Source organism: Pseudomonas sp. MM211 (genome assembly GCF_020386635.1).
Classification (GTDB): domain Bacteria; phylum Pseudomonadota; class Gammaproteobacteria; order Pseudomonadales; family Pseudomonadaceae; genus Aquipseudomonas.
In genome coordinates, this window is the sequence record NZ_CP081942.1 from 545302 (window position 1) to 564566 (window position 19265).

13 protein-coding genes and 1 pseudogene are annotated in these 19265 nt (G+C 63.2%); 9 read left to right on the plus strand and 5 right to left on the minus strand.

The genetic code is table 11. The features are described from left to right. Positions 1–59: 59 nt before the first annotated feature. Positions 60–1934 carry a potassium transporter Kup gene (locus K5Q02_RS02450; RefSeq protein ID WP_225836009.1) on the minus strand — a complete coding sequence of 625 codons (1875 nt, stop codon included), beginning with the start codon at positions 1932–1934 and terminating at the stop codon, positions 60–62. A gap of 167 nt (positions 1935–2101) precedes the next feature. On the opposite strand from K5Q02_RS02450, the gene K5Q02_RS02455 reads away from it, so the two are divergent. From K5Q02_RS02455 to betA, 5 genes and pseudogenes are all read left to right on the plus strand, one after another. Next, on the plus strand, positions 2102–3634 hold the full coding sequence (locus tag K5Q02_RS02455; protein WP_225836012.1) for a sensor histidine kinase: 1533 nt from the start codon (positions 2102–2104) through the stop codon (positions 3632–3634). Then, positions 3627–4309: pseudogene (locus K5Q02_RS02460) on the plus strand (response regulator). Before K5Q02_RS02455 ends, K5Q02_RS02460 begins: the two are co-directional and overlap by 8 nt. A gap of 81 nt (positions 4310–4390) precedes the next feature. Next, positions 4391–4993 (plus strand): transcriptional regulator BetI, encoded by a 603-nt coding sequence (gene betI, locus K5Q02_RS02465; protein WP_225836015.1) that lies wholly within the window; start codon positions 4391–4393, stop codon positions 4991–4993. 412 nt (positions 4994–5405) lie between these two features. Beyond that, the gene (gene betB / locus K5Q02_RS02470; RefSeq protein WP_225836017.1) at positions 5406–6878 is read left to right on the plus strand and encodes a betaine-aldehyde dehydrogenase; all 1473 of its coding nucleotides are present in this window, start codon (positions 5406–5408) and stop codon (positions 6876–6878) included. A gap of 119 nt (positions 6879–6997) precedes the next feature. Further along, on the plus strand, positions 6998–8707 hold the full coding sequence (gene betA, locus K5Q02_RS02475) for a choline dehydrogenase (protein WP_225836019.1): 1710 nt from the start codon (positions 6998–7000) through the stop codon (positions 8705–8707). On the opposite strand, the gene torT is transcribed toward betA, so the two are convergent. Continuing rightward, positions 8704–9720 carry a TMAO reductase system periplasmic protein TorT gene (gene torT / locus K5Q02_RS02480; RefSeq protein WP_225836021.1) on the minus strand — a complete coding sequence of 339 codons (1017 nt, stop codon included), beginning with the start codon at positions 9718–9720 and terminating at the stop codon, positions 8704–8706. The genes betA and torT overlap by 4 nt on opposite strands. 96 nt (positions 9721–9816) lie before the next feature. Here torT and mdtD point away from each other — a divergent pair, with 96 nt between their 5' ends. The 3 genes from mdtD to K5Q02_RS02495 all read left to right on the plus strand — a co-directional run bounded on the left by mdtD (position 9817) and on the right by K5Q02_RS02495 (position 13961). Further along, positions 9817–11232, plus strand: coding sequence for a multidrug transporter subunit MdtD (mdtD, locus tag K5Q02_RS02485; protein WP_225839953.1), 1416 nt, complete (start codon positions 9817–9819; stop codon positions 11230–11232). A gap of 77 nt (positions 11233–11309) precedes the next feature. Then, the gene (dbpA, locus tag K5Q02_RS02490) at positions 11310–12689 is read left to right on the plus strand and encodes an ATP-dependent RNA helicase DbpA (RefSeq protein WP_225836023.1); all 1380 of its coding nucleotides are present in this window, start codon (positions 11310–11312) and stop codon (positions 12687–12689) included. Positions 12690–12725: 36 nt separating this feature from the next. Beyond that, positions 12726–13961 carry a diguanylate cyclase domain-containing protein gene (locus K5Q02_RS02495; protein ID WP_225836034.1) on the plus strand — a complete coding sequence of 412 codons (1236 nt, stop codon included), beginning with the start codon at positions 12726–12728 and terminating at the stop codon, positions 13959–13961. Between the two features lie 10 nt (positions 13962–13971). Here the strand turns inward: K5Q02_RS02495 and K5Q02_RS02500 are convergent, their stop codons facing one another. Next, positions 13972–14679 carry a substrate-binding periplasmic protein gene (locus K5Q02_RS02500; protein WP_442963954.1) on the minus strand — a complete coding sequence of 236 codons (708 nt, stop codon included), beginning with the start codon at positions 14677–14679 and terminating at the stop codon, positions 13972–13974. A gap of 352 nt (positions 14680–15031) precedes the next feature. On the opposite strand from K5Q02_RS02500, the gene K5Q02_RS02505 reads away from it, so the two are divergent. Next, complete coding sequence (locus K5Q02_RS02505) at positions 15032–16168, plus strand: NAD(P)/FAD-dependent oxidoreductase (protein ID WP_442964035.1); 1137 nt, start codon at positions 15032–15034, stop codon at positions 16166–16168. Positions 16169–16235: 67 nt separating this feature from the next. Here the strand turns inward: K5Q02_RS02505 and sstT are convergent, their stop codons facing one another. Continuing rightward, positions 16236–17498, minus strand: coding sequence for a serine/threonine transporter SstT (gene sstT, locus K5Q02_RS02510; RefSeq protein WP_225836041.1), 1263 nt, complete (start codon positions 17496–17498; stop codon positions 16236–16238). Between the two features lie 250 nt (positions 17499–17748). Further along, positions 17749–19137 carry an L-serine ammonia-lyase gene (locus K5Q02_RS02515; RefSeq protein ID WP_225836042.1) on the minus strand — a complete coding sequence of 463 codons (1389 nt, stop codon included), beginning with the start codon at positions 19135–19137 and terminating at the stop codon, positions 17749–17751. Positions 19138–19265: the final 128 nt, after the last annotated feature.

A 19265-nucleotide genomic window follows, 5' to 3' on the forward strand; every position in this document is an offset into this window, starting at 1 on the left:
GAGGCTAAAGCCTCTCCCACAAAAGCTCTGCTCACCGTCCGCTTCCGCCACTTCACAGTCTAAATTTCCACCTGCGTACCCAGCTCGATCACCCGATTCACCGGCAGGCGGAAGAAGCCCAGGGAGCTGCCGGCGTTCTTCTGCAACACGGCGAACAGCCGCTCGCGCCACATCGCCATGCCGATTCGCTCGGAAGGAATCACCGTCTCCCGGCTGAGGAAGTAGGTCGTGCGCATTGGCGGACAATCCAGCCCCTTCTCGCTCAGCTGCGCCAATGCCTGGGGAATGTCCGGCGCCTCGAGGAAGCCGAAGCGCAGGCGCACACGGTAGAAACCCTGGTCATAGGCATCGAGTTCGAAGCGCTCGGCCAACGGCACCCGCGGGCGATCCTCGTAGAGCACGGTGAGCAGCATCACCCGCTCGTGCAGCACCTGGTTGTGCAGCAGGTTGTGCAACAGCGCGTGGGGCACCACATCCACCCGGCTGGTCAGGAACACAGCCGTGCCGGCGACTCGATGGGGCGGCTGCAGGGCAATGCTGGCGATGAAATCGCGCAGCACCAGCGCATGTTCGTCGAGGCGTTCGAGCACCAGTTGGCGGCCACGTTTCCAGGTGGTCATCAGGCCGAACAGCAGGATGCCGACGATCATCGGCACCGCACCGCCGCCGAGGATTTTCGGCACGTTGGCGGCGAAGAACACCCCGTCGACCAGCAGAAAAACAGCCAACAGCGGCACGGCCAGCATCTTCGGCCAGCGCCACAGCAGCAGGATCACTGCCGACACCAGCAACGTGGTGCACAGCATGGTGCCCGTCACCGCCACCCCATAAGCGCCGGCCAGGCCGCTGGACGACTGGAAGCCGATCACCAGCAACACCACGCCGATCAGCAGGAAGCCGTTGATCAGCGGGATGTAGATCTGCCCCTGCTCGGCGCTGGAGGTGTGCAGGATCTGCATGCGCGGCACGTAGCCGAGCTGGATCGCCTGGCGAGTGACCGAGAAGGCGCCGGTGATCACTGCCTGGGAAGCGATGATGGTGGCCAGGGTCGACAGGCCGATCAACGGGATCAGCGCCCAGGACGGCGCCAGCAGATAGAAGGGGTTGCGCACTGCATCGGGGTCGCTGAGCAGCACTGCGCCCTGGCCAAAATAGTTGAGGATCAAGCCGGGGAAGGCCAGGAACAGCCAGGCATGCACGATGGGTCGGCGACCGAAGTGGCCGAGGCCCGCGTACAGCGCTTCGGCGCCCGTGATGGTCAGCACCACCGCGCCCATCACCGTCACCCCGAGCAGCGGATTGACGATAAAGAACTCCAGCGCCCAATAGGGGTTAAGCGCCAGCAGCACTTCCGGCCGCTGCACGATGCCATGCACGCCCAGCGCACCGAGCACCACGAACCAGATCACCATTACCGGCCCGAACAGATAGCCGATGCGCGCCGTACCGTGGCGCTGCAACAGGAACAGCGGCACCAGAATCAGCAGCGCCACGGGCACCACCCAGTGGTCGATACCGTCGACCACCAGGCCGACACCTTCCACAGCGGAGAGCACCGAAACAGCTGGCGTGAGCATGCTGTCGCCGTAAAACAGCGCGGCGCCGAACAGGCCGAGCATGATCAGTACCGTGCGCAGCCGCGGGTAGCTGGCCGCCGCGCGCTGGGCCAAGGCGGTAAGGGCCATAATGCCGCCCTCGCCGCCGTTGTCGGCGCGCAGGATGAACATCACGTATTTGACCGTGACCACCAGCGTCAGCGACCAGAAGATCAGCGACAGGATGCCCAGCACGCTGGCCTGAGACAGGCCGACGCCGTAGTGCGGTGAGAAAATTTCCTTGAGCGCGTACAGCGGGCTGGTGCCGATATCGCCATAGACGATACCGACGGCGCCGATCAGCAGCGCGATGGGTGAGGTGCGAGTGGTGGTGCTCACGTTGTGAGGTATCCCTTGAATGACGATGCCCCAGGTATACGCCGCGTTTGCGCGCTGATCAGCCTTGCACCGCTGACTTTTACGGCATTTTTACGCGGCGCCACGCTTCTTTACGCCAACCTTGCACGGCGCCATGATCTGTCCACGCCATGCACCGGAAAACCACCATGCCCTCCGCAGCCGACCGCCTCACCAGCCGACCGCTCGCGCCACCGAGCGATTACCTGCTGGCCATCCTCGCGGCCTTGTCGGGCTCGCTGCTGGCCTTGGCCGTTTCACGCTGGCTGGATCTGCCGAATATCTCCCTGGTGTTCCTCGCCGTGGTGCTCCTGGTGGCGGTCCGCAGCAGCGTCGGCCCGGCGTTGCTGTGCGCGCTGCTGTCATTCGCCGCTTACGGTTTTTTCTTTCTGCCGCCCACCTGGTCGGTGGTCGTGCACCGTGAACAGGACGTGCTCACGCTGATGTTCTTCCTGTTGATCGCCTTGCTGACCGGCAACCTGGCCGCCCGCCAGCGCCAGCAGTTTCGTGACCTGCAAGTGGCCCAGCGGCAGACCGAAAGCCTGCTGACCTTCGCCGAACGACTGTCCAGCGCCCAGGATCAGCGCGACCTGCTCGCTGCCATGCACAGCCAGCTGGACTTGCCGGCCGAGCGCTTATGCCTGCTCAGCCGCGACGCGCAAGACCAGTGGCAGCAGGCCGATGGCAGCCCATTGCAACTCAGTGAGCTGGAGCGCATCAGCGCCGAACATGCCTGGCATAACCGCCACCCGCGCGGTTACGACAGCCACAGCCTGACTCATCCGCACTGGTGGTGGTGGCCGTTGATGGACGGCGACCAGCCCCTGGCGCTGCTGGGCATGCGCACCGTGCAGGGCGACCCTCCGGCAGGCGAGCAACGCCAGTTGATCGGCGTACTGCTGCCGCTGCTGGCCCACGCCCTGGCTCGCGTGCAGCTTGTCGAAACCCTGGGGCACACGCGCCTGCAGCATGAAACCGAGCGGTTGCGCAGCGCCCTGCTCGCCTCGGTGTCCCATGATCTGCGCACGCCGCTGACCGCCATGCGCGGCAATATCGAAACCCTGCAGCTGTTCATCGACAGCCTGGACAAGGCAACCCGCGACGACCTGCTGCAAAGCACGGCTAGCGAAGCCTCGCGCCTGGATCGCTATATCCAGAACCTGCTGGACATGACCCGTCTCGGCCACGGCGGCCTGCACCTGGAATGCGACTGGGTGGCCGCAGGCGACCTGCTCGCCGCCGCCGTGCAGCGCCTGCAGCCGGTGTTGCAAAGCCTGCACGTGCGACTCGAAGTGCCCACCGACATGCCGTTGCTACGGGTGCAGGGCGCATTGATCGAGCAGGCACTGGTCAACGTGCTGGATAACGCGGCACGCTTCTCACCGCTGAACGGGACTATCGACATCAAAGCCAGCCATGACGGCGAACACCTGTACTTCACCATCAGCGATCAGGGCCCAGGCATTCCAGCTGACGAGCAGGCGCACATATTCGACCTGTTCTACACCGCCGCCCGTGGCGATCGCGGCGGCCAGGGCACCGGCCTGGGCCTGGCGATCTGCCTGGGCATGCTCAACGCCCACGGGGGCACCGCGAGGGTTGATTCAACGCCGGGCAAGGGCACGACCATGATTCTGCAACTTCCACTGCAACGGCCCGATGAGGGCAGCAACCATGACTGAAGCACGCATTCTGCTGGTCGACGACGAGGCGGCGATTCGCAAATTCCTGCGTATCGGCCTGCAGGCCCATGGCTACCAGGTACTGGAGGCCGACTGCGGGGAAGCCGCCCTGCGTCTGGCGGCGCTGGAACAACCAGATCTCGTGGTACTCGACCTCGGCCTGCCCGACATGGACGGCCAGGAAGTGCTGACGCGGCTGCGCGAATGGTCGAGCGTACCGGTGCTGGTGCTCTCGGTACGAGCCGGAGAAAAGGACAAGGTGCAGGCCCTGGATAGCGGTGCCAACGATTACGTCAGCAAGCCTTTCGGCGTGCAGGAATTCCTCGCCCGTGTGCGCGCCCTGCTGCGCACCCGCCCCGCCAGCGAAAAGCCCGCGGCGGCGCTGGTCAGCGGCGGGCTGCGGGTCGACTTCGCGTTTCGCCGGGTTACCCTGGCCGAGCAGGAAATCAGCCTGACCCGCAAGGAATACGCCGTGCTCGAAACCCTGGCCCGGCATCCGGGCATGGTGGTCACCCAGCAGCAACTGTTGCGCGATATCTGGGTCTGACCCACATCGAGCACAGCCACTACTTGCGCATCGTCATCGCCCATTTGCGGCAGAAGCTCGGGGACGATTCGGCAGCGCCGCAGTTGATCGTCACCGAGGCGGGAGTCGGCTACCGGCTGATCGCCTGATCGTCTGCCGCGCCTGTTGCCCACGGCGCCAACCCGATGGGCTCTGTTAGACTCGGCGCACAGCCCCCGCCGGAGACACCGATGCCCAAGGTCGGAATGCAACCGATCCGCCGCTCGCAGCTTATTGCGGCAACCCTCGAAGCCGTCGACCAGGTTGGCATGAGCGATGCCAGCATTGCCTACATCGCACGCCTGGCAGGTGTGTCGAACGGCATCATCAGCCACTACTTCCAGGACAAGAACGGTTTGCTGGAAGCGACCATGCGTCACCTGATGCAGGCGCTCAGCGAAGCCGTCCACGCGCGCTATCGGCTGCTGCGCGAAGACACCCCACAGGCGCGCCTGCGCGCGATCATCGACGGCAACTTCGACGAGACGCAGGTCAGCGGCCCGGCGATGAAGACCTGGCTGGCGTTCTGGGCCAGCAGCATGCATCAACCTTCCCTGCGGCGCCTGCAGCGGGTCAACGACCAGCGCCTGTACTCCAACCTGTGCGGCCAGTTCCGCCGCGTGCTGCCGCAACCTCAGGCCCGCGCCGCAGCCCGTGGCATGGCCGCACTGATCGACGGCCTGTGGCTGCGCGGCGCGCTGTCCGGGGAAGGCTTCGATACCCGCCAGGCGGCGCAGATCGCCTATGACTACCTAGACCTGCAATTGGCCAAGGCCGACGCCAGCCCCAGCTGATCGCCCGCAAGCGGGCTCCTACGCGGTAGCCATTGACCACCCAGCCGTTACCGCAGACAGGCACCTTCCTGGTAGAAGCTGGCTTGCCAGCGAAACGGTTGCAGCCGCAACCCATGCGTCAATCTTGCCACTGCTATCGCCGGCAAGCCGGCTCCTACGGCGGCCCTCGATAGCAGGCATAGTCTTCGGCCTGCGCATCAGAGATGCAGCGAATGATCCCTCCTGAAAAAGCGCCGACTCGTCGTATTCGGCTGGTTTCTCGTCGCCCGCAGGATTTTTATTGATTGATCGATCAATAAAAATAAAGTAGGCTGTTTTTTAACCAAATCGGCTGACATGTCTTTTCATCTCGTTCACGCCGATCCATCCGCCAGGGCACGAACAGCGCCTGGCCCGATCAGGAGAACGCCCCATGGCTCGATTCGAAGACCAGAAGCTCTACATAGGCGGCCAGTACGTCGACTCAAGCAGCGGCGCCACGTTGCAAAGCATCAACCCGGCCAATGGCGAGGTGCTGGCCAACATCGCGCGCGCCAGCCAGGACGACGTCGAACGTGCCGTCGTCAGTGCCGAGCAGGGCCAGAAAGTCTGGGCGGCGATGACCGCCATGCAGCGTTCACGCATCCTGCGTCGTGCCGTCGACATCCTCCGTGAGCGCAACGATGAGCTGGCCGAGCTGGAAACCCTCGACACCGGTAAACCGCTGAGTGAAACCCGCTACGTCGATATCGTTACCGGTGCCGATGTGCTCGAATATTACGCCGGCCTGATCCCAGCCATCGAGGGTGAACAAATCCCGCTGCGCGACACCAGCTTCGTCTATACCCGCCGCGAGCCGCTGGGCGTGGTCGCCGGTATCGGTGCGTGGAACTACCCGATCCAGATCGCCCTGTGGAAATCCGCTCCGGCCCTGGCCGCTGGCAACGCGATGATATTCAAGCCCAGCGAAGTCACTTCGCTGACCACCCTCAAGCTGGCGGAAATCTACAGCGAGGCTGGTCTGCCCGATGGCGTGTTCAACGTGCTGACCGGCAGCGGCAGCGAAGTGGGTCAGTGGCTCACCGAACACCCGCGCATCGAGAAGATTTCCTTCACCGGCGGCACGGTCACCGGCAAGAAGGTCATGGCCAGTGCCTCCAGCTCGTCGCTCAAGGAAGTGACCATGGAGCTGGGCGGCAAGTCGCCACTGATCATTTTCGAAGATGCGGATCTGGATCGCGCCGCCGACATCGCGCTGATGGCCAACTTCTACAGTTCCGGCCAGGTGTGCACCAACGGCACCCGGGTGTTCGTACCCCGCGCGCTGCAGGCACGCTTCGAGAGCAAGGTACTGGAGCGGGTCAAGCGCATCCGCCTGGGTAGCCCGCAGGATGACAACACCAACTTCGGCCCGCTGGTCAGCTTCGCCCACATGGAGCGCGTGCTCGGCTACATCGAGTCAGGCCGCCAGCAAGGCGCCCGCCTGCTGATCGGCGGCGAGCGGGTGACCACGGGTGAATATGCCAATGGCGCCTACGTGGCACCCACGGTGTTCACCGATTGCCGTGACGACATGACCATCGTGCGCGAGGAAATCTTCGGCCCGGTGATGAGCATCCTCATCTACGACAGCGAAGAGGAAGTCATCCGCCGCGCCAACGATACCGACTACGGCCTGGCCGCCGGCATCGTCACCCGCGACCTGAATCGTGCGCACCGGGTTATCCACAAGCTGGAAGCAGGCATCTGCTGGATCAACACCTGGGGCGAATCAGCTGCCGAAATGCCGGTGGGCGGCTACAAGCAATCCGGCGTCGGCCGCGAGAACGGCCTGACCACGCTGGCCCATTACACCCGAATCAAATCCGTGCAGGTCGAGCTGGGCGATTACGCCTCAGTGTTCTGACTGCGTTTGCCAGGCGGCGCCAACCGGCGTCCCGGCAGCGCTGCAAACCTGTTGCATGAGCCGGACACGGGCCTGCGATCCGCTTGGCCCAAGGCTCAGCCACCTACCAGGAGGCCACCATGTCCCAAGAATTCGATTACATCCTCATCGGCGCCGGCTCGGCCGGTAACGTACTGGCGACCCGCCTGACCGAAGACGCCAGCGTCAGCGTGCTGCTGCTGGAAGCCGGCGGCCCGGATTATCGCCTCGACTTCCGCACCCAGATGCCTGCCGCCCTGGCCTTTCCCCTACAGGGCCGCCGCTATAACTGGGCCTACGAAACCGATCCCGAGCCGTACATGGACAACCGCCGTATGGAATGCGGGCGCGGCAAGGGCCTGGGTGGTTCATCGCTGATCAACGGCATGTGCTACATCCGCGGCAACGCCATGGACTTCGATAACTGGGCCAAGCAGCCCGGTCTCGAAGACTGGAGTTATCTGGACTGCCTGCCGTATTTCCGCAAGGCGGAAACCCGCGACATCGGTGCCAACGATTATCACGGCGACAGCGGCCCGGTCAGCGTGACCACGCCCAAGGCCGACAACAACCCACTGTTCCACGCCATGGTCGAGGCCGGTGTGCAGGCTGGCTACCCGCGTACCGATGACCTCAACGGTTACCAGCAGGAAGGCTTCGGCCCGATGGATCGCACCGTGACCCCGGAAGGCCGTCGCGCCAGCACGGCACGTGGCTATCTGGATCAGGCCCGCGAGCGCACCAACCTGACCATCGCAACCCACGCGACCACCGACCGCATCCTGTTCGACGGCAAGCGCGCCAACGGCGTTGCCTACCTGCAGGGCAACGGCAATACGCCGATCATCGCCACGGCACGCCGCGAAGTACTGCTTTGCGCAGGAGCCATCGCATCGCCGCAAATCCTGCAGCGCTCCGGCGTCGGCCCTGGTGAGCTGCTGCGCAGCCTGGATATCGATGTGGTGCACGATCTGCCCGGCGTGGGCGCCAACCTGCAGGATCACCTGGAGGTGTACGTGCAGTACGCCTGCACCCAGCCGGTGTCGCTGTACCCGGCCCTGAAGATGCTCAATCAGCCGGGTATCGGCGCCAAGTGGTTGCTGGCCGGCGACGGTATCGGCGCCAGCAATCAGTTCGAAGCGGGTGGTTTCATTCGCTCGCGGGAAGAGTTCGAGTGGCCGAACCTTCAGTACCACTTCCTGCCGGTGGCGATCAATTACAACGGCAGTAATGCGGTGAAGGAGCATGGCTTCCAGGCCCACGTAGGCTCGATGCGCTCACCAAGTCGCGGCCGCGTGCAGGTCAAGTCGAAGGATCCACGCCAGCACCCGAGCATCTTGTTCAACTACATGTCCCATGAGCAGGACTGGCAGGAGTTCCGCGACGGCATTCGCCTGACTCGCGAGATCATCAACCAGCCCGCTCTCGATGCTTATCGCGGCCGCGAACTGAGCCCCGGCGCCCATGTGCAGAGTGATGCCGAACTGGACGCCTTCATCCGCGAACACGCAGAAACGGCCTTCCATCCGTCCTGCTCGTGCAAGATGGGCGAAGACGCCATGGCGGTAGTCGATGGCCAGGGCCGCGTGCATGGCGTGCAGGGGCTGCGCGTGGTGGACGCGTCGATCATGCCGGAGATCATCACCGGCAACCTCAACGCCACCACCATCATGATCGCCGAGAAAATCGCCGACCGTATTCGCGGCGATCAGGCCCTGCCGCGCAGCACTGCGCCCTACTACACCGCCAATGGCAAGCCGGTACGTGGTACCCCGCGGCGCGCAGTCGAAGAGATGCGCTCGGCCGGCTAGTTCGGCAGTTCCTGGCTGGTCATCCGGTACCTTGCAGGCGGCGCCAGCCGTTGCAGGTCGAAACGCTCCAGCGCGGCAGCATCGAGGACTTCGATCTGCGGGCTGATCAGCCTGGGAAGCCTTTCGCCTTGCAGGCCACGCACGGCGAGATCCAGCGCAATACGTGCCTGGATCACCGGCGAGTCAGTCGGTGCTGCCAGCACCCGACCGCTGCGGATTTGCTGCAGCACGCGATCCGTCGCGTAGACCGACAGGATCTGGGTCGACGAACCACTGCTATACGCCAGCTCGGTCGCGAACAACGCCGCCTCGGCATTACCGATCAGGTAGTCAAGCGGCGGTTCTGTCTTGAACAGTTCACGCACCAGTTTCGCCTGGCGGCTGCGGTCCAACGGGCCGTAGCCTCCGTGCACCAGGGTGATCACCGTACCTTGCAGGGCTTCGTTAAGGCCCCGCTCGGCGTCCTTTATCCAGCCGGCGTCGGCAGGCCCCGGCAGCCAGCCGACACGTATTGGTCGACCGTTACTGAGCTTGATCAGGTAGGCCAAGGTCGCGCTGGCCATATCGGCGAAGTCGACTCGCGAGCGTGAGCTCAGCGTTTCACATCCCAGGCCATTGACCATGTCGATCACCGGGCGCCCGGCGCTTTGCTGAACCGCGATACGCGAACACAGGTCGGAAGGATTGATGCCGGCGATCAAGAAGCCATCGGCGCCTTTATTGACACAATGGTCGAACTGCCTGACCTGAACCTCGGGATGGTCGTAGCCACCCGCCTCGTAGATGCCAAGCCGTACTCCCAGACGCTGAGCTTCCTGCTGCAACCCCCAGGCCACGCCCCACCAGTAACGATCCTTGGCATTCGGGATCAGCACGCAAATGCGCCAGGGCTCACTGGCTGCGCTCGCCGGCTGATAGACCTGCAACTGACCATCGACGACAACGGGCTGAGAAAACCACGCAGCCGCCGAAAGGCCCGACCAGAGCAGAGCGAGCAACAACAGACAGCGCATATGACCCCTCCCTAGTACACTGGCCACGGTTCATCCTAGCACCCGTACCTGGATGACCGGCATGGATAGAGTATGACACCCCGTAGTGAGACCACCATGACCCTGCTCGATGCCCGCACTGCCCGCCTGCTCCCCTGGATCGTCGCCATCGCGTTCTTCATGCAGACGCTGGACGGCACCATCCTCAATACCGCTCTGCCGAGCATGGCCGCCGATCTTTCCGAAGACCCGCTGCGCATGCAGTCGGTGGTCATCGCCTACATGCTCACCGTGGCGCTGCTGATTCCCGCCTCCGGCTGGCTGGCGGATCGCTTCGGTACACGGCATATCTTCTTTGGCGCCATCCTGCTGTTCAGCCTCGGCTCGCTGCTGTGCGCGGTCTCACAGTCGCTGAACATGCTGGTGATCGCGCGCATCATCCAGGGCCTCGGCGGCGCGTTGATGATGCCGGTGGGTCGCCTGGTGGTGCTGCGCGCCTACCCGCGTACCGAATTGGTGCGGATCATGAGCTTCATCACCCTGCCCGGCCTGCTGGGGCCGTTGATCGGCCCAACGCTGGGCGGCTGGCTGGTGGAGTACACCAGCTGGCACTGGATCTTCCTGATCAATCTGCCGGTCGGCGCCCTTGGCTGCTGGGCCGCCTTTCGTTTCATGCCGGACTTGCGCGGCCCCGAACGCACGCGCTTCGATCTGGCCGGTTTCCTGCTCTTCGGCGCGGCCATGCTGCTGATCACCATGGCACTCGAAGGCCTCGGTGAGCTGCACTTGCCCCATGTGCGGGTGATGCTGCTGTTGCTGGCCGGCCTGGCCTGCCTGGCGGCCTATTGGCTACGCGCCGGGCGCACGCCCAACGCGCTGTTTCCGCCCAGCCTGTTCCAGACCCGCAGCTTCGCGGTGGGCATTCTCGGCAATATCTTCGCGCGCCTGGGCAGTGGCGCCCTGCCTTTCCTTACACCGCTGCTGCTGCAATTGGGCATGGGTTATTCACCGGCCCAGGCAGGCATGAGCATGATTCCCCTGGCCCTGGCCGCCATGGCCATGAAGCCGCTGGCCAAGCCGTTGATCGACCGCCTCGGCTACCGCCGCATCCTGACCAGCAACACCGTGCTGCTCGGTCTGCTGATCGCCAGCATGGCCCTGGTCGACGGGCAGACCTCCCATGTGCAGTTGGCCATTCAGCTGACCCTGATCGGCGCCATCAACTCCCTGCAGTTCACTGCCATGAACACCGTGACCCTGATCGACCTGCGAGACAGCGAGGCCAGCAGCGGCAACGGCCTGTTGTCCGTGGTGGTGCAGCTGTCGATGAGTATGGGCATCGCCGCCGCCGCGGCACTGCTTGGCGGCTTCAATCTGGATAGCCAGGGTGCTGCGGATGGCGTACTAGGCGCCTTCCAGGCCACGTACCTGTGCGTCGGCCTGCTGTCGATACTGGCGGCGGGAATCTTCCTGCAGCTGTCGCCGGAAGACGGGCGCAGCGCCCGGCGGGTGGAGGTGGACGTCGACGAGTAACGCAGCGATCGCCACGGAACTGGGCACGGCGCCTGCTACACTAGGCGCCTCTAAACGCTCCCCCTAGGCTCTGTACCGTGACCGCCACCGCTTTTTCCTCGCTTGCCCTGTCGCCCGCCATGCTGGCGAACCTCGAGTCCCTCGGTTACGCGCAGATGACGCCGATCCAGGCCCAGAGCCTGCCCGTCATGCTCAAGGGCATGGATCTGATCGCCCAGGCCAAGACCGGCAGTGGCAAGACCGCCGCCTTTGGTATCGGCCTGCTGGCACCGCTCAACCCGCGCTACTTCGGCTGCCAGGCACTGGTGCTGTGCCCAACCCGCGAGCTAGCCGATCAGGTCGCCAAGGAACTGCGCCGCCTGGCGCGGGGCGAAGACAACATCAAGATCCTCACCCTCTGCGGTGGCGTGCCCTTCGGCCCGCAGATCGGCTCCCTGGAGCACGGCGCGCAGATCATCGTCGGCACACCCGGTCGTGTGCAGCAGCACCTGGCCAAAGGCACGCTGAAACTCGACGGCCTCAATACCCTGGTGCTCGACGAAGCTGATCGCATGCTCGACATGGGCTTCTACGACAGCATCGCCGAGATCATCGGGCAGACCCCGGAGCGCCGCCAGACGTTGCTGTTCTCGGCCACTTACCCGGCGGGCATCAAGCAGTTGTCTGCGACCTTCATGCGCAACCCGCAGCAGGTCAAGGTCGAAGCCCTGCACGACGACAGCCAGATCGAACAGCGCTTCTATGAGATCACTCCTGAAGAGCGCATGGATGCCGTGGTCAAGCTGCTCAACAGCTACCGTCCGACATCCTGCGTGGCCTTCTGCTTCACCAAGCAACAATGCCAGGAAGTAGTCGACCACCTCACCGCCAAAGGCATCTCGGCCGCTGCCCTGCACGGTGACCTCGAACAACGCGACCGCGATCAAGTGTTGGCGACGTTTGCCAACCGCAGCCTATCGGTACTGGTCGCCACCGATGTGGCGGCGCGTGGCCTGGACATCGACGCTCTGGACATGGTGATCAACGTCGAATTGGCGCGCGACTCGGAAATTCACATTCACCGCGTTGGCCGCACCGGTCGTGCAGGCGAGAAAGGCCTGGCCATGAGCCTGGTTGCCCCGGCCGAAGGTCATCGTGCCCAAGCCATCGAAACCCTGCAAAAGTCGCCACTCAACTGGCACCCGCTGAGCAGCCTGAAACACCAAGGAGGGGCGCCGCTGCAGCCGCTCATGATGACGCTGTGCATCAGCGCTGGGCGCAAAGACAAACTGCGCCCCGGCGATATTCTCGGTGCGCTCACTGGCGAGGGCGGCATCCCTGGCGCGCAGGTCGGCAAGATCGCTATTTTCGACTTCCAGGCCTATGTAGCCGTTGAGCGCAGCCTAGCCGTGCAAGCACTCAAGTGCCTCAGCGAAGGCAAGATCAAAGGCCGCTCATTGCGCGTGCGCACGTTGTAGACTCAAGGAAACTGCAGATCCGCCACAGGGGGTTCCGTGCGCAATATTCTGGTCATTGAAGACAGCCCGCTGGTATTGAAAATCCTCGAACACCTGTTTCGCCAGGAAACGGATCTGCAACCCGTATTCTGCGCCTCTCTGGCTGAAGCCGAGGTCATGCTGGAAACCTCGGCGGAGCTGTTCTTCGCCGCCATCGTCGACCTGCATCTGCCGGATGCGCCGGATGGCGAAAGCGTCGATCTGGTCATGCGCTACGCCCTGCCGTGCATCGTGCTCAGCGGCTCGTACAACGAAAAGCGTCGCGACGACCTGCTGCTCAAAGGCGTGGTCGATTACGTGCTAAAGGAAAGCCAGCACTCTTATGAGTACGCCTTCCGCCTGCTGCACCGGCTGGAAAGCAACAGCCAGGTGAAGATTCTCGTCGCCGAGGACTCCGAGGCCACGCGGCACTTCATCCGTCACGTGCTGGCGCCCCATCGCTACCAGATCATCGACGCCCGCGACGGCGACGAAGCCCTGCGCATCCTCAAGGAACAACCGGATATCGACCTGCTGGTGGTCGATCACAGCATGCCTGGCATCAGCGGCTTCGAGCTGGTCAAGCTGCTGCGCCAGAAGATGAAACGCCACGACCTGATCATCCTCGGCCTGTCCGCCGACACCAAGGGCTCGCTCAGCGCCATGTTCATCAAGCATGGCGCTGACGACTTCCTGCGCAAACCGTTCTGCCCGGAAGAGCTGAACTGCCGGGTGATCTCCACCCTGGAACGCCGCGATATGATGCGCGCGCTCAAGCAGGCCGCGCAGTTCGATGCCCTGACCGGACTGAACAATCGACGGGCGTTCTACGAACAGGGCATCCAGCAGTTCCAGCAGGCCCAGCGCAGTGGTCACGATCTGAGCGTGGCGATGCTCGACATGGACTTCTTCAAGCAGATCAACGACGAGCATGGTCATGCCAGTGGAGATGCCGCGTTGATCGCCTTTACCCGGGCCTTGAGTGCGGCGTTTCCGGATACCTTGCTCGGCCGTCTGGGTGGTGAAGAGTTCGCCATGGTCAGCCAGCAGAACGCCGAACAGTTGAGTCTTGCCCTCGACCGCCTGCGTGAGCAATGCGGGCAGCTCAAGTACGCCATCGGTGCGCCGCCACTGTCATTCAGTGCGGGCGTCTACCACGGCGCACCGGATGACCTGGAAAGCCTCCTGCACCTCGCCGACCAGCAGCTTTATCAGGCCAAGCGGCAAGGTCGCGCACGCACGCTCTGGCAGTGACGTTCGCGGTTCACAAGCCGTGGCGCTGCATGATCGCCGCATAGCTGCCATCAGCGCGCATGGCCGCAATCGCGGCGTCGAAGCGCCTGGCGATTTCGGCGTGGTTGCCATGGGTGAGGCGGATGAGAATGTGCAGGCCGTTTTCACTCAAGGGCATTGGCAAGAACTCCAGTTGATCGGCAATGCCCTTGAGCTGGTGACTGAACTGAAACCGAGCGACGTACTCATCCTCCAGGGCCAGGCTCACCCGGCCGCGCTGCAGCATGTACGCGGCACTCTCAAAACTGCTGACACCGACTCTGTGCAGGTTCTTGTCGGCATTGAATGCCTTGGAATAGGCATAGCCACGCAGCACAGCGATTCGGTATGGGTACAGGTCGGCCAGTTGCGTGAAGATGATGTCATCGCCCTTACGCTGCACCACGCGAATGCGATTGATCAGATAGGGTTCGGAGAAATGGCCGAATTCGGCACGTTCGTCACTGTGCCAAGCGTTCACCAGCACATCGTAGTCAGCTCTCTGCAGCCCCTGGATGGCACGTTCCCAAGGCACCTCACGGTACTCGCTGGTATAGCCAGCACGGCTCAATGCGGTCGTCACCAGCTCCGTCGCAACACCATTGCCGGGTAGCCGCTGGTCGGTGAACGGCGGCCAGGTATCAGCGACTAGACGTAGGTGCTCCGCACCAGCACCGCAGGGCAGCAACAGCAGAGACAAGAAGTACGCTCGCCAGCTCTTCAATAGTCGTTGGCCTCGGGAAAGCGAAAAGGGGACATGCCACCAGGGCGAAGCAGGCAGAGTAATCACAATAGCAGCCACCGAAAAATGGCTAATGGCCAGCTTATTTTTACATCTGAGCATAAACGCTAGACCAGCCGGAGCAATGACCAGTTCGTAAAAAACTCCACCAGCGCAGCGCACTCGCCAGCGCCCACAGCTGAATCACACCTTCAGGTAAACTGCACCGTTTCGCGTCAGCCCGCAGCAATGCCTGGCGCCTAGCGTATGCGAGGACATTGCCGTGCTTTCACCCCAGGTTGTCATCATCGGTGCCGGTGCCGCCGGGCTGATGTGCGCCATGAGCGCCGCCGCGCGTGGCCGCAGCGTGCTGCTGCTCGACCATGCCAACAAGGCCGGCAAGAAGATCCTCATGTCGGGCGGCGGGCGCTGCAACTTCACCAACCTGTACTGTGAGCCGGGCAACTTCCTGTCGCACAACCCGCACTTCTGCAAGTCCGCCCTGGCGCGCTTCACCCAGTGGGATTTCATCGCCCTGGTGGCCAAGCACGGCGTGCCCTACCACGAGAAGAAACTCGGCCAACTGTTCTGCGACCACAAGTCCAGCGACATCCTCGGCATGCTGCTGGACGAGTGCGAGCAGGCGGGCGTCGACCTGCGTCTGGATACCTCGGCAAGCACCATCGAGCGTGGCGAAAACGGCTACCGTCTGACCACCAGCCTGGGCCCGGTGAACTGTGAATCCCTGGTGATTGCCACCGGCGGCCTGTCGATTCCGACTCTCGGCGCCACCGGCTTCGGCTACCAGATCGCCCGCCAGTTCGGTCACACCCTGCTGCCGACGCGCGCCGGCCTGGTGCCGTTCACGCTGACCGATCCACAACTGAAAACCCTATGCACGGAGCTGTCCGGCACCTCGGTGGAAGACTGCCGAGTCAGCTGCAACGGCCAGAGCTTCGTGGAGAATATCCTGTTCACCCATCGCGGCCTCAGCGGCCCGGCAATCCTGCAGATATCGTCTTACTGGCAACCGGGCGACAGCATCAGTATCGACCTGCTGCCGCACATCGATTTGCCGGAGTGGCTGCTGGAACAGCAACGCGAGCGGCCAAACAGCGAACTGAAGACCCTGCTGGGCGAACTCTTCACCAAGAAGATGGCCGGCCTGCTGGCCGAACACTGGTTCGCCTCCAAGCCGATGAAGCAGTACACCCCCGCCGAGCTCAAGGCCATCGCCGAGCGCCTGGCGGACTGGCAGCTGGTGCCCGCCGGCACCGAGGGTTACCGCACCGCCGAGGTCACGCTTGGCGGTATCGACACCAAGGAAGTGTCGTCGAAGACGATGGAGTCGCTGAAATCACCAGGACTGTATTTCGTCGGTGAAGTGCTGGATGTCACCGGCCATCTGGGCGGTTTCAACTTCCAGTGGGCCTGGGCTTCGGGTTATGCCGCTGCACAGTATGTGTAATCACCGAGCCAGGCTTCGCCCATAAAAAAACGCGCCAGAAGGCGCGTTTTTTTTCAGTCCGGGGTCATCAGCTACGAGACGCCTGGGTATCGATGCGGGTGGCCTGGTCGGCAGCACCGCGCTCCTCACCGGCGTAAGAGACCGCCGCCGTGAAGACCACATCGGTGTGCGAGTTCAGAGCCGTCTCGAAGGAATCCTGCACCACGCCGATGACGAAGCCGATGGCCACCACCTGCATGGCGATTTCGGTGTCGATGCCGAACAGGCTGGTGGCCATCGGAATCAGCAGCAGCGAGCCGCCAGCCACCCCGGAAACGCCCGCGGCTGCCAGGGACGACACCACGCAGAGCAGCAGCGCCGTCGGCAGATCGACGTTGATGCCCAGGGTGTGGGTGGTCGCCAGGGCCATCACGGAAATGGTGATCGCCGCACCGGCCATGTTGATGGTGGCGCCCAGCGGGATGGTGATCGAGTAGGTGTCCTTGTCCAGCTTGAGCTTCTCGCACAGACGCAGGTTGACCGGAATGTTGGCCGCCGAGCTGCGGGTGAAGAAGGCCGTTACCGCGCTCTCGCGCAAGACGGTGAACAGCAACGGATAGGGGTTGCGACGCATCTTGATGTAGGCGAGCAGCGGGTTGATCACCAGGGTCACGACCAGCATGCAGCCGACCATCACCATCAGCAGGCGCGCATAGCCGTACAGCGCCTCGAAGCCGGAGTCGGCCAGGGTGCTGGCGACCAGACCGAAGATACCGATCGGCGCCTGATTGATGACGAAGCGCACCACCTGGGTGAAGGCATTGGAAACGTCATGCAGCATGGTGCGCGTGCCGGGCGCGGCGTGCCGCAGAAAGATGCCCAGCGCCACGGCCCAGGCGAGGATGGCGATGTAGTTGGAGGTATTCAGCGCCTGCACCGGGCCGACGAAGATACTGGTCAGCAGGTTGTGCAAGACATCAATGATGCTGCCGGGCGGGTTGCCCTCGGCCGAGCTGATGTCCAGCGATAGCATGGTGGGAAACAGGAAGCTGGCGCACACCGCCAGGGCTGCGGCACTGAAGGTGCTGATCAGGTACATCATCAGTACCGGACGAATGTGCGTGGGTTGGCCACTCTGATGGGCCGCCAGGGAAGAAATCACCAGCACCAGCACGAGTATCGGCGCAACCGCCTTGAGGGCGAGGATGAACAGTTCACCGAGCAGGCCGACTTTGAGTGCGGTGGCCGGCGAGAAGTAAGCGAGCAGAATGCCCAGTACCAGGCCGATGAAAATGCGTAGCACCAGGCTGGTATTGGAATAGGCGGAGGCAATGCGTTTAAGAGTATTCATGTAGTAGACGCTGTCCAGAATTCTAGGCTTGATGGCATTGGAGGACAGGTCAGAAGGGGCACGAGCCACGCCAACCGGGCAGGTCACCCCAAGACATCACGCGATTATAAGGGAGGGAAACGGGATCAGCGCCAATTAGATGGTTGGGATGGTCATGCAGGTAGGTCTCGCTTGTTATTGTTGTGGGACGGTGGAAACAGGATGACGGCCCGTCAGGCCGCACATCCCGTGGATCGAGCAGACGAGCGCATCAACACTCGACGATGTTCACGGCAAGGCCGCCGCGAGCGGTTTCCTTGTATTTGGTCAGCATGTCGGCGCCGGTTTCGCGCATGGTCTTGATGACCTTGTCCAGGCTCACATGGTGCGAACCGTCGCCGTACAGCGCCATACGCGCGGCATTGATGGCTTTCACCGAGGCAATAGCGTTGCGCTCGATGCAGGGAATCTGCACCAGGCCGCCAACCGGGTCGCAGGTCAGGCCCAGATGGTGTTCCATGCCGATTTCGGCGGCGTTCTCGACCTGCTCCGGCGTGCCACCCAGCACCGCGCACAGCGCGCCGGCGGCCATCGAGCAGGCCACACCGACCTCCCCCTGGCAGCCCACTTCGGCGCCGCTGATCGAGGCGTTTTCCTTGTACAGGATGCCGATCGCGCCGGCGGTCAGCAGGAAGTCGATGATGCCGCGCTCGCTGGCGCCGGAAATGGCGTTGGCGTAGTAATGCAACACCGCGGGGATGATGCCCGCCGCGCCGTTGGTGGGTGCGGTGACAACCCGGCCACCAGCGGCATTTTCTTCGTTCACCGCCAGCGCCCAGAGGTTGACCCAGTCGAGCATGCGTAGTGGGTCTTCCGTATAGCTGCGCTGGAAGCCGCCCAGCTTGCGCGCCAGGATGGCAGCGCGGCGGCGCACCTTGAAGCCACCCGGCAGGATGCCCTCGGTGCGACAGCCGCGCTCCACGCAGGCTTGCATGACGCGCCAGATCGACAGCAGACCGCTGTCGATCTCTTCGTCGGTGCGCCAGTGGCGCTCGTTGCGGCGCATCACCTCGGCGATACCGATGCCGTGCTCGCGGGTCAGGCGCAGCAGGTCGGCGCCGCTAAGAAACGGGAGTGGCAGAGCAGTGGCATCCGGGGCGATGACCTTGTGCTTGGAGCCATCGGCGAGGACGGCCTCGCTGACCACGAAACCACCGCCTACCGAATAGTAGGTGGCCTCGTGCATTTGCAGCCCTGCCGCATCGAACGCAGCGAAACGCAGGCCGTTGGCATGCATTGGCAGGGCCTTGCGAATCATTTTCAGGTCAGTCTTTTCGTTGAAGGCGACCGAATGGCCGCCCGGCAGCGTGATGCGCTTCTCACTGCGAATGGCCTCGATATAGCCGGCAATCTGCTCGACATCGACAGTATCCGGCTCATAGCCGCTCAAGCCGAGGAGTACCGCCTTGTCACTGCCATGGCCTTTGCCGGTAGCGCCCAGCGAGCCATAGAGCTCTGCTACCACCCGCACGACGTTGGGCATGTGCCCCTGGTTCTCCAGGGCATGAGTGAACAGGGCCGCGGCACGCATCGGCCCGACGGTGTGCGAGCTCGATGGGCCAATGCCCACCTTGAACAGATCGAATACGCTAACGGCCATGGCGGTATTTTTCTTTTATGAGGTGAAGACAGGTGCCCGGTCATGCACCCGCCGATGGGAAAAATCTAAGACCCCACTTTCATTATGTATACTGATTTATTCTTACCCCATTGATTAGAAAATTTTAC